11 protein-coding genes are annotated in these 10981 nt (G+C 60.0%); 1 reads left to right on the top strand and 10 read right to left on the bottom strand.

Annotation, left to right across the window (positions count from 1 at the left end; genetic code table 11):
- Positions 1–105: 105 nt before the first annotated feature.
- The 5 genes from ACRXB1_RS19680 to ACRXB1_RS19660 form a co-directional block, all read right to left on the bottom strand.
- A complete protein-coding gene (locus ACRXB1_RS19680) occupies positions 106–732 on the bottom strand; it encodes a LysR family transcriptional regulator (protein WP_449492941.1) in 627 nt (208 codons plus the stop codon).
- 219 nt (positions 733–951) lie between these two features.
- On the bottom strand, positions 952–2190 hold the full coding sequence (locus ACRXB1_RS19675; RefSeq protein WP_062001756.1) for an ABC transporter substrate-binding protein: 1239 nt from the start codon (positions 2188–2190) through the stop codon (positions 952–954).
- Positions 2191–2270: 80 nt separating this feature from the next.
- Positions 2271–3293, bottom strand: coding sequence for an FAD-binding protein (locus tag ACRXB1_RS19670; RefSeq protein WP_449492940.1), 1023 nt, complete (start codon positions 3291–3293; stop codon positions 2271–2273).
- A 23-nt stretch (positions 3294–3316) separates the two neighbouring features.
- Positions 3317–3757: an FAD-dependent oxidoreductase gene (locus tag ACRXB1_RS19665; RefSeq protein WP_449492939.1), complete on the bottom strand. Its 441-nt coding sequence runs from the start codon at positions 3755–3757 to the stop codon at positions 3317–3319.
- A 78-nt stretch (positions 3758–3835) separates the two neighbouring features.
- Positions 3836–5317, bottom strand: coding sequence for an aldehyde dehydrogenase (locus tag ACRXB1_RS19660; RefSeq protein ID WP_449492938.1), 1482 nt, complete (start codon positions 5315–5317; stop codon positions 3836–3838).
- A gap of 439 nt (positions 5318–5756) precedes the next feature.
- Here ACRXB1_RS19660 and ACRXB1_RS19655 point away from each other — a divergent pair, with 439 nt between their 5' ends.
- Positions 5757–6413, top strand: a complete 657-nt coding sequence (locus ACRXB1_RS19655) for a GntR family transcriptional regulator (protein ID WP_174363632.1) — start codon at positions 5757–5759, stop codon at positions 6411–6413.
- Positions 6414–6417: 4 nt separating this feature from the next.
- Here the strand turns inward: ACRXB1_RS19655 and ACRXB1_RS19650 are convergent, their stop codons facing one another.
- The 5 genes from ACRXB1_RS19650 to ACRXB1_RS19630 form a co-directional block, all read right to left on the bottom strand.
- Positions 6418–7656, bottom strand: a complete 1239-nt coding sequence (locus ACRXB1_RS19650) for an ArgE/DapE family deacylase (protein WP_449492937.1) — start codon at positions 7654–7656, stop codon at positions 6418–6420.
- A gap of 42 nt (positions 7657–7698) precedes the next feature.
- Positions 7699–8436, bottom strand: coding sequence for an amino acid ABC transporter ATP-binding protein (locus ACRXB1_RS19645; protein WP_062001751.1), 738 nt, complete (start codon positions 8434–8436; stop codon positions 7699–7701).
- Positions 8414–9103 (bottom strand): ABC transporter permease subunit, encoded by a 690-nt coding sequence (locus ACRXB1_RS19640; protein ID WP_174363630.1) that lies wholly within the window; start codon positions 9101–9103, stop codon positions 8414–8416. The genes ACRXB1_RS19645 and ACRXB1_RS19640 overlap by 23 nt, the downstream gene beginning before the upstream one ends.
- Positions 9103–9771, bottom strand: a complete 669-nt coding sequence (locus tag ACRXB1_RS19635; protein ID WP_449492936.1) for an amino acid ABC transporter permease — start codon at positions 9769–9771, stop codon at positions 9103–9105. Before ACRXB1_RS19635 ends, ACRXB1_RS19640 begins: the two co-directional genes overlap by 1 nt.
- Before the next feature lie 97 nt (positions 9772–9868).
- The gene (locus ACRXB1_RS19630; protein WP_174363629.1) at positions 9869–10687 is read right to left on the bottom strand and encodes a transporter substrate-binding domain-containing protein; all 819 of its coding nucleotides are present in this window, start codon (positions 10685–10687) and stop codon (positions 9869–9871) included.
- Positions 10688–10981 lie beyond the last annotated feature (294 nt).

The raw sequence follows: 10981 nt of genomic DNA, 5'->3' as shown, positions 1-10981 counted from the left end.
TGAATGCCTCTTCGGAAAAAAGAAATGGTTCTTCACGCGCGGTGACGTTGATGGTGATATCTGGATGGAGGGTCGAAAACTCCCCCAGACGCGGCATCAGCCACTTCAGCGCAACGCCTTCGAATTCGGCGCACCCGCCAGCTCGAACCATCGGGACCAGGCTTCGGGCCTGCCCGTCTTGTGCATGAGCACAAAATCGAAGAGATCAGAGGGGCCGCCGCACTTCAGTCCGCCGATCAGGTCGGGACTGCACACGGGAATCAGCTCTTCGGTGAAAAGATAGGTCGTGGTTGCATTCGCCCAGACGGGGTGGTCGAAATGGATGGTGGCGTCGAATGCCTCTTCGGAAAAAAGAAATGGTTCTTCACGCGCGGTGACGTTGATGGTGATATCTGGATGGAGGGTCGAAAACTCCCCCAGACGCGGCATCAGCCACTTCAGCGCGAACGTTGGCAGCACCGCCAGCTCGAGCGCTATACGCCCCGTGTCGTAGCCCATCGCGAGCGTCGTGTCCATCTCGAGCTTGTCGAGACTTTGCTGCACGAGAGCACTGTAGGTCTTTCCTGCATCGGTGAGTTGAAGACGGCGCTTGACGCGACTGAAGAGCTGAACTGCGAGGTACTCCTCCAGCAGTGCAATCTTTCTGCTGACCGCGCTCTCGGTCACAGCCAATTCGTCTGCTGCACGGGTAAAACTCAGATGACGCGCCGCGGATTCGAACGCAATCAACATGCTGGTGCTCGGAATTTTTCTGCGCATTGCTTCCCTGCCGGATGGTCTCGTCGACAAGGCCGTTGCGCAAGCACGCAGTCGATAAAGACGAACCCCGTGACGATGGTGACCGAGTCGCCCAATGTACCGATCAAGTTTATACCAGTCGGCGAGGCGACCCGGCCGAGTCTTTCTCGGACCAACGCATGGCTGCGCTCGCGCGATGAGCACGCATCTCGCCTACTGCTTGGCGAAGGTGCAACTGCCCTTCGCTATCGACGGATACGCTTCGTTACCCGGAACGACCTCTCTCACGTTGTAGTAATCCCAGGGTTTCTTCGACTCGGCCGGCGTCTTCACCTGCATCAGGTACATGTCGTGCACGAGCAGACCGTCCTTGCGGATCACGCCGTTTTTCGTGTACATGTCGTTGACGGGCGTCTCTTCCATCTTCTTGATGACAGTGGCCGAGTCATCGGTTCCAGTCGCCTTGATGGCTTCGAGGTAGTGCAGCGTCGACGAATAATCGGCTGCCTGGATCGCCGAGGGCATCTTGCCCATGCGCTTGTAGAAGCGCGCAGACCATTTGCGCGTCTCGTCGTTGAGATCCCAGTACCAGCCCTCAGTGATGTACAAGCCTTGAGCGGTGTTCAGGCCGAGCGCATGGACGTCCGTGATCAGCACGAGCAATCCGGCGAGTTGCTGCTTGCCCGCGCCGAGCAGGCCGAACTCGCGCGCCGACTTGATTGCGTTGATCGTGTCCGAGCCTGCATTCGCCAGGCCGATGATCTTCGCGTGGCTCCCCTGCGCCTGCACCATGAACGACGAGAAATCCGACGCGTTGAACGGGTGCTTGACCGAGCCCACGACCTTGCCGCCGTTCGCCGTGATGACGGCAGAGGTATCGCTTTGCAGCGAATAACCGAACGAATAGTCGGCCGTGAGGAAAAACCAGGTGTCGCCGCCCTGCTTGACGATGTACTTGCCCGCGACGTTTGCAAGCGACGCGGTGTCGTGGTTGTAGTGCAGGCTGTAAGGCGTGCAGTCCTCGTTGGTGATGCGCGTGGTTCCCGCGCCCGTGACGATCGCGATGCGTTTTTTATCGTTGGCGATCTTGATGGTCGCGAGCGCCGTTGCCGAGCCGGAATTGTCGGCGAGCATGTCCACGTGCTTCTGGTCGATCCATTCGCGCGCAGTGCTCGCGGCAATGTCGGCCTTGTTCTGGTGATCCGCCGAGATGACCTCGATCGGCTTGCCGTTCACCTTTCCGCCGAAGTCTTCCACCGCCATCTTGACTGCTTCCACGGCGCCTTTGCCGGCGAAATCCGAAAACGTGCCGCTCATGTCGGTCAGCACGCCAATGCGCACGACATCGTCGGAAATTCCCGGCTGCTGTGCAATGGCTGCCGCGCTGAAGAGCCCAAGTGCAGCCGTACTCAACGCCGCCCCGATCACGCAATGTTTCCTTACCGCTTTCATCTTAGTCTCCGTTGATTCTTGCTCGCCTCGCAGGGCGCTCTTATGTCGGATGTTCCACGCTTTCAACCGGCGCCTGGACGCTACGTCCCGTTCGCCGACGCATGTGCCGAAGAACGCGCCGCAGCATGTTCGCCCGCGATCTTGCCGAACACGGCGCCGCGCATCACGGACGTCGCGCCGGTGTACACCTGGTAGTAAAGTCCGGCCGCCTCACCTGCTGCATAAAGACCGGGGATTGGACGGCCGTCGGCGTCGATGACCTGTGCGCTCGTGTTCGTCTTCACGCCGCCGTAGGTGAAGCAGATGCCCGGAATGATCGGGTACGCGAAGAATGGCCCCGTGCCGATCGGACGCGACCAGTTCGACTTCGGAATCTCGAGGCCTTGTGTCGCGAGCCCGTCGACTTCGAGTGGCGAGAATCTGCCTTCAGGACAGGCGGCGTTGTACTCGCGGACAGTCTTCATGAACGCGTCCACCGGCAGCTCGCAGGCTTCGGCCAACGCTTCGAGAGACTCGGCCTGGATCACAGGCTGGTCGGTCCGGATGCTGCGCTTCCAGTTCGGCACGTCGTCGATGCGCTTGTCGAACACCACATACACCTTGCCCTTCGGCTGCTCGCCGAACGCCCGGGAGATGTGGTCGTAGTGAACATCGACAGGACCAGGGGCTTCGTCGACGAAGCGCTTTCCAAGCAGGTTGATCAGGATACCGTAGGGAAAATTCATGACCAGCGCTTCGGTCGCGCCTGAACGCGGGTCAAGCGGCTCCGCATGATAAGAGCCAAAATCTCCGGCGGGCGCTGCACCAGCCGCGAGCGCCATCTGGATGCCCTCGCCCTTGTTGTAGTAGCCGCCGCGCGCAACCGGCCGCACGAACCTTGCCGCTTGTCCGAGATAACGCGTCATCATTTCCGGATTGCCCTGGAAACCGCCCGACGCAACGATCACGGAGCGCGCATCGAACGCAAGCGCCTGGCCTTCGGGCCCGGTCGCCTGGAGGCTCATGTCACCATGGCTGTTTTCACGCGCGAGATGGCGCGCCGTGGTGCGGTAAAACATTTCCACACCAAGCTTCTTCGCCTGCACGAGCAGCGCTTCGATCATTGCGAGGCCTCCGCCGACGGGCATCAGCCGCGGCGCTGCGGCTGTGACGAAGTAAGTCGGCAAGGTATCGAGCGAATGCCGAACGTGCGCAGCCAGGCTACCGTGGGGCCCGCATGGCTCGACAATGCGAACACCAGTTCCGGGTCCGGCATGCCGTGCGCCTTCACATAGGGCGGCCATGTTGCGTACTCTCCGCCCATTGCTTCGACGATATTCGGATCGAGGTTGTCCCCCGCATTCGAGATGAGGCGTTCTTCGAAGTCATCGCTCACTTCGCTTTCGCTCTTCATCCGGAAGTACGCCTCGGTCCAGCGCGTGTTGCCGCCGTATTCCTCTTCGTTCGCGCGCTCGACAATCGCCACCTTCGCACCCGCGTTCGCTGCCGCCACCGCCGCCGACAAACCTGCTATGCCGCTGCCGATCACCACTACGTCGAAGCGTTGCTGCCCGTTCGTCTTCTCCATCGCTGTCTCCCTCTCCATCGTTCGTGCGAGACGTCCCCGCTTGGGGGTCCGGCCTGCTCAGTGCGACTTCGCCAACGCTCAATACTTGCGGACGAACGGATCAGGCATGTCGAGATCCGTTGAGATCCATACGCTCTTGGTCTCGAGATATTCCTTCACTGCCTCGATCCCGCCTTCCCGGCCAATACCGCTATGCTTGTAGCCGCCGAACGGCGTCGTGAAACTCGTCGACCGGTAGTTGTTCACCCACACGGTGCCGGCCTTGAGGCGCTCGGACATGTACATCGCGCGGTGCAGGCTCTTTGTCCACACACCAGATGCAAGGCCGAAGCGAATATCGTTGGCGATGCGGATTGCATCTTCCTCGTCCTTGAACTTGATCACCGAGAGCACGGGTCCAAACACTTCTTCCTGCGCGATGCGCATGCTGTTGTCCACATCGACGAAGATGGTCGGCTCAACGAACTGGCCGGCGCCGAAACCTTCGCCCGAACGTGAATTGCCGCCGAACACGCAGCGCGCGCCCTCCGCTTTCGCAATGCCGATGTACTCCATGACCTTGTCGAACTGCGGCCTGGTCGCGACCGGTCCTACCTGCACGTCGGGCAGCGACGGATCGCCGAGCTTCGCCTTGCTGCTGATCGCTATCAGGCGCTCGACGAATTCGTCGTGGATGCTTTCCTGAAGCAGCAGGCGCGAGCCCGCCATGCAGGTCTGACCGCCTGCGGAGAAAATGCCGGTGATCACGCCGTTGGCCGCGCGGGTGAGATCGGCGTCATCGAAGATGATGTTGGGGGACTTCCCGCCCAGTTCGAGCGAGACGCGCTTGAAGTGCTGTGCGCCGAGCACGTTGACGGCCTTGCCTCCCGCATCGCCGCCGGTGAACGCAATGCGTGCGACTTTCGGGTGAATCACGAGCGGCTCACCCACTTCCTTGCCGAAGCCAGTCAGCACGTTGAACACGCCTGGCGGGAAACCGGCTTCCACGAAGAGCTTTGCAAGTTCGAAGAGCGAGGCCGAGGTGTATTCGGACGGCTTTGCGATCACCGTATTCCCGGCGCACAAAGCGGGTGCCAGCTTCCAGGCGGTGAGCAACAGCGACGAGTTCCACGGCGTGATGGTCGCCACCACGCCGAGCGGCTCATAGCGGGTGTAGTTGAATACCTTCGGCTTGTCCATGGGGATGACGGCGCCCTGGATCTTGTCCGCGAGGCCGCCATAGTAGTAGAAGTATTTCGCCATGTAGCGGACCTGCCCGCCCACTTCGCTGCGCAGCTTGCCGTTATCCCGGCTTTCGACTTCGGTCAGCGTGTCCGCATGCTTTTCGATGAGCGCGCCGAGCTTGTGCAGCAGCAGGCCGCGATCCGTCGCCGACATGTGGCCCCACGGACCATCGAGTGCGGCCGAGGCGGCCTCGACCACACGGCTGACATCCGCTTCATTCGCGCGTGGAATCTCCGCCCACGGTTCACCCGAAAATGGATCGAGCGAGTCGAACCACGTATCGCTCGCCGGGTCGACCCATTCGTTGTTGATGAACAGTTGATATCGTTGAACCATGCTTCGACTCCTGTAAATGCCATTGGATGTGCAGCGATCCGTTCGGACCTTGCGAAAATTATGGCTATCTACAGAGGTCTGCAACAAGCGACGTTTAGTACTGACATGATTCCGAAATGGCATTCAACGAAATGCCCGGAGTGGTTTTTGGAGGGCGCAGGCGGCCTTTCTGGATCGCTGTAACGCTTTCCCGTAGGGGCTTGAGAAAATTTCGCACTCGCCAATTACATCTTCGGTGAAATGACGAAACCTTACCAACCGGCATGACCCATGCCTCTGGGCATGCTCGGGGAAACACCTAGCTTTCTCATGAAATCCGCGAAGAATACGACGAGCAATCCCGTCTACTCGAAGAAAAGCCGCGCATGCCACTAGATTTAATCTCGTGCTTGCATCGCATACAATACGTATACCGATACGTTCTCGAGCGCTGAAAAAATTGACATCGTCATTACAAACGAATCCAGAGAAACTGGGCGAACTGGCGTACCAGACTTTGCGCCGGATGATTCTCGACAAGGCCTTGCGCAGTGGCGGCGCAGTCGTCGAGGGACGCCTTGCCGAAGAGCTCAACATTTCCCGCACGCCCATGCGCGAAGCACTGCTGCGTCTCGAAGGCGAAGGGTTGCTGGCAAGAGCGGGAGCCCGCTCGTATTCGGTGCGGTTCGTCAGTGCCCAGGAATATTTCCAGGCCATGAAAGTGCGCGAGCTGCTGGAAGCGGAAGCAATCGGCCTCGCGATCGGCAAGATCGAGAAAAAACTGATCCAGCAGTTGATCAAGAAGGTCAAGGCTCTGCGCAGCGGTCACCAGGAACAGGAGCACTGGCAAGTCGACGATCAGGTCCACACCATGATGGCGCAGGCGAGCGGCAATGACGTGCTCGCCCGTACCATTGAAGTCGTGCGCACGAACAGCCGCCTGTTCGAACTGACCACGCCGTTCAATCGCATTGAAGAAGACCGCGCAGAACATCTCGCGATCCTCGAAGCTTATCTGGCCGACAACACCGAAGCGGCCCGCGCAGCGGTTCGCACGCATTTGCAGAATCTGCGCCGCTACGTCCTCGACCGTTTGAGTCAGGACAGCGGCGCGTGATCAGTCATGCTGGCGCGAGAAGATCCGCAAGCGCGAGCGCGATGGTCTTCGTCGCCACGCGAAGGTCTTCGAGCGCCACACGCTCGTCTGCGCGATGCCCGTTCGCCTCGAGCAGCGTGCGCGGTCCCGCGCCGTAGATGACAGTGGGAACACCGGCCTCGCAGTACAGCCGGGCGTCGGTATAAAGCGGCACGCCCTCGGTCGGGATATCGCGGGAAAGCGTTTGCCGGGCGGCGCGTTGTAGCGCCGCCGACAAGCGCTCTGCACCCTCGATCGCCCGCAACGGCGACGTGACGAGGATTTCGCGGACATCGACTGAAATCCCCTCGTATCCCGCAACCGATGCCTCGATCAACGCGGTGAGCTGCGGCACGACAGCGCGCGACGTCTCCTCGGGAATCACCCGGCGATCAAGGCGCAACGTCACCTTGTCGGGCACGACATTCGTATTGATCCCCCCTTCTATCAGCCCGACCACGAGCGTCGGATGCTCGATCCCCTCTGTAGCCGAGCGGATCAGTTTCAACGCTTCCCGGTGTTTGTACAGCGCGTTGAGCACGGCCGTTGCAGCTTCGAGGGCATCGTGCCCGGTGTCGGGGCGCGCGGCGTGCGCGGACTTGCCGCGCACGGTCACTTCCAGATGGATCGCGCCGTTGTGCGCGGTCGTGATCGCATAAGAGAATCCCGCGCAGATCGCATAATCAGGCTTGACGATACCTTGCGCAAGCAACCATGCCGGACCGATCAGGCCGCCGCTTTCTTCGTCGTAGGTGAGGTGCAACTCGACGGTGCCGGCAAGCGGCGCATGACTGTCGATCAACGCCTTCAATGCAAACGCATAAGTCGCGAAATCCGACTTCGATACCGCCGCGCCGCGCCCGATCATCCAGCCGTCGCGAATTTCGGCGCCGTATGGATCGGCGCTCCAGCCATCGCCGGGAGGCACCACGTCGCCATGCGCATTCAGCGCGATCACAGGGCCGTCGCCAAAGCGATGCCGCACCACGAGATTCGTCGCGCTGATCATGCCGGCGCGCGTCACATCGGCTTGCGGCACGGGGTGACGTTCAACCTCGAAGCCGAATGATTCCAGCGCGAGCGCGGCCATTTCGGCGTGTCCGGCGCAGTCGCCGGGCGGGTTGTCGGAAGGCTTGCGTACGAGCGCAGAGAGAAACGAAACTTCATGGTCGAAGTGCTGGTCGATCTGCGCAAGCAGCGCCGCGTTGAGAGTGTCTGAGCTCATGTTGTCTGGCGAAGATGCATGGGTAAAGGGACGCAATAACTATCAATGGCGCAGTATCTTGCTCACGAATTCCCGCGTGCGGGTTTCTCGTGGTGTATCGAAGATTTCCTTCGGGGATCCTGTTTCTATCACGTGGCCACCGGCCATGAACACGACTTTCGACGATACCTCGCGCACGAAACTCATTTCATGCGACACGATAAACAGCGTGATGCCCTCCAGCGCCAGCGCGCGAATGGTATCGAGCACTTCGTTGACGAGTTCGGGGTCGAGCGCGGCGGTGACTTCGTCGAGGAACAACACGTTGGGTTTGAGCGCAAGCGCGCGCGCAATCGCGACACGCTGCTGCTGCCCGCCCGACAGCTCGTCGGGATAGGCCTTGAGCCTGTGGCCAAGCCCCACGCGCGTGAGCAGGCGGACCGCGTTTTCCTCGACTTCCTGCTTCGGCCAGCGCTTGATCTTGAGCGGCGTGATCATCACGTTCTCGAGCACGGTCATGTTCTGGAACAGGTTGTATTGCTGGAACACGATTGCGATCTCGGCCCGCAACGCGCGCACGGTCGTCTTGTCGGCATAGTTCACGAGCTGCCCATTGATGCGAACCGTGCCGTGCTCCGGCGGCAACAACCCCATCAGCACTCGCAGCAAGGTGCTCTTGCCCGAGCCCGACGGCCCGATCAAGCTCACGATCTCCCCTTTCTCCACCGAGAGATTGATACGCTCGAGCACGGTATGCGGTCCGTACGAAGCCTTCAGATCAACGATTTCGAGTTGCGGCAAGTTTTCTCTCCAGACGTTTGCCGATCCGTGAAAGCGGATATGACAGTGCAAAATAAAGGACCAGCACGGTGCCGTACACAAGCCACGAAGAAAAGCCCTTGTTCGTAAGCACTTTTCCCGCCGAAGTCAGCTCCATCACGCTGATCTGCGACGCGAGCGCGGTGTCCTTGATGAACATGACAAAAAAGCCGAAGGTTGGCGGCACCACGACGCGCCATGCCTGCGGCACGATCACGAAGCGCAACGTTTCGAAGAACGAGAAGTTCAGCGTCAGTGCCGCGTCCCATTGGTTTTTGTGTACCGACTCGAGCCCGCTGCGGATGATTTCGCCGAGATACGCAGATGCAATCAGGCACACGCTCACCAGCGCCACGGCAAACGTGGATAGCTTCGCACCGGAAGACTGGCTGGCGTAGAACACCAGCATGAGGGTCACGAGAAACGGTACGCGCCGAAACAGGAAGCAGTAGGCGAAGGCGATCCATCGCAAGGGGGCGGCCGCGCGCGCGCGCGTCACGCGAATGACCGCGACGACGAAGCCGACCGAAAATCCCGCCAGACACCCGATTGCCGAGAGCACGAACGTCGCGGCCAGACCCTGGGCCAGCAGGAGCAGGTTGTAATAGGAAAAAAGCTGCGCTATTTCGGCCTGTGGAGAAGCGAACATCAGAAGACCTTGATTTTGGCGCGGCACAGGTGCCGTCCGATCATCACCAGGGCGAAAGTGGCGATCAGTGTAATAACGATGTACAAGAGCGCAGCGACGCTGAACGACTCGACTGACAGATACGTCTGCGAACTCAGGTTGAAGGTGCGCCCGGTGAGTTCCTCGACACCGAAGACGGACGCCATGGACGTCCCGAGCGTCATCACGATGAACTGATTTGAGAGCGGCGCAAACATGACCTTCATGACGTGAGGAACGATGACGTAGCGCACGATCTGCGCGGTCGAAAAGCCGAGCACTTCGGCTGCCTCTACCTCCATGTGCCTCACCGATTCAAAGCCTGCACGCTGGATCTCGCAGAGATATGCGCCGGCATTGAAGGTCGCGCCAACCAGAACGGCGGTGAACGGCGACAAGGTCACGCCGATTTCCGGCAATGCGAAAAACAAAAAGAAAATCTGGACGAGCTGCGGTGTGTTGGTCGCAAAAATCACATACCCGCGAACGATGCCGCGCAGCCACGGCGTGCCATAACGCAGCATGGCGGCGCAGACGAGGCCGATCGCCATGCCCATCGCGAACGCGAGCACGGCGATCTGCAGGCTCAGCCACGCGCCGCCAAGCAGATAAGGCCATTGATGAACAATGGGTGCAAAATTCAGGGACATCGAAGAACTGCTCCAGCGTTTGTTGAATTGCGGCTGCGCGTATGGTTGCCGATAAACCCGTGGATCAAACGCCGGTCATTCGCGCAGCAGGCTCAATTCATTGGGCCGCGGGTGCCGCGGTCGGATCGTGCAGCATGGCGCTACCGAACCACTTCTTCCAGCTCGCGGCTACAAAGCCGTTCTTCTGCAGCGTGCCGATTTCCATGTTGAGCCGCTGCGTCAGCGCGGTATTGCCCTTCTGCACGCCTATGCAGTCGTAGTCCACTTCAATGGGTGCATCGACGACACGCCATTTCGTCGGATAGTTCTTCGTATAGCTCAACATGAAGTCGAGCACGTCGATCAGCGCATCGGCCCGGCCCTGGGCAATCGCGCGAACGGCGTCCGGATAGTTGTCGAGGATCAGCAATTGCGCCTTCGGCAACTTCTCCTGGATCAACTGGATCGGCGTCGTGCCGCGCACCTGAACCAGCCGCACCGCCGGATCGTTCAACTGCGTCCAGTCCTTGTACGGCTTGCCTTCGGTCGTGAGTACGCCAAGCACTTCGGTGTTCACCGGATCGGTGAAGTCGATCACCTTCAGCCGGTCGGCGTTGCGGGTCATGCCGCCCATCACAGCATCGATCTTGTCGGTCATCAGATACGGCACGCGGTCGTTCGAGCCGACCGGGACGATCTCCAGCTTCACGCCGAGCGAATCCGCGATCTTCCGGGCAATCGTCACATCGAATCCGTCGATGTTGTTCTTCGCGTCATAGGTGCCGAGCGGCGGCAGGTTCGGGTTGATGCCGAACACAATCTTCTTGGACGCAAGGATCTCATCCAGCGAACGTGCCGAAGCGTTGATCGAGCCAAGCAGCGCGAAGGCAGCAAGGCCCGCGGCAAATACCCGGCTAAAGACAATCCTGGATTTCATGCGGTAACTCCGTCATCGGTTCGAAATGGGTGAAGGGCAGAAAGGACACTGCCGGGCAATACCAGCGCGTGGTTCGGGAAAATTCCGGACCGCTTTATTTTGGTCGTTTTGCGTATACGCATCGTATACGTTAGTATCAAAACATCGACGAAATTAGTTGTCAAGCAAGGCTCTGCAATGCGCACCGACGAAACCCCTCCCCTCATTCAGGCGCACGAACGCATGAGCGCGGCGGCTGTCACGTTGACGTTTTGCGGCCAGCCGGTAAGCGCACACGCCGGTGCGAGCGTGGCG

This window comes from Caballeronia sp. M23-90, from assembly GCF_053574605.1.
Note: the sequence above shows the minus strand (reverse complement) of the source record. Positions and strands in the feature narration are given on the sequence as shown.

What these genes read in the sequence shown, in the direction of transcription:
- ACRXB1_RS19680 (WP_449492941.1), bottom strand. Translation starts at nt 732, where the DNA reads ATGTTGATTGCGTTCGAATCCGCGGCGCGTCATCTGAGTTTTACCCGT.
- ACRXB1_RS19675 (WP_062001756.1), bottom strand. Translation starts at nt 2,190, where the DNA reads ATGAAAGCGGTAAGGAAACATTGCGTGATCGGGGCGGCGTTGAGTACG.
- ACRXB1_RS19670 (WP_449492940.1), bottom strand. Translation starts at nt 3,293, where the DNA reads ATGATCGAAGCGCTGCTCGTGCAGGCGAAGAAGCTTGGTGTGGAAATG.
- ACRXB1_RS19665 (WP_449492939.1), bottom strand. Translation starts at nt 3,757, where the DNA reads ATGGAGAAGACGAACGGGCAGCAACGCTTCGACGTAGTGGTGATCGGC.
- ACRXB1_RS19660 (WP_449492938.1), bottom strand. Translation starts at nt 5,317, where the DNA reads ATGGTTCAACGATATCAACTGTTCATCAACAACGAATGGGTCGACCCG.
- ACRXB1_RS19650 (WP_449492937.1), bottom strand. Translation starts at nt 7,656, where the DNA reads ATGAGCTCAGACACTCTCAACGCGGCGCTGCTTGCGCAGATCGACCAG.
- ACRXB1_RS19640 (WP_174363630.1), bottom strand. Translation starts at nt 9,103, where the DNA reads ATGTTCGCTTCTCCACAGGCCGAAATAGCGCAGCTTTTTTCCTATTAC.
- ACRXB1_RS19635 (WP_449492936.1), bottom strand. Translation starts at nt 9,771, where the DNA reads ATGTCCCTGAATTTTGCACCCATTGTTCATCAATGGCCTTATCTGCTT.
- ACRXB1_RS19630 (WP_174363629.1), bottom strand. Translation starts at nt 10,687, where the DNA reads ATGAAATCCAGGATTGTCTTTAGCCGGGTATTTGCCGCGGGCCTTGCT.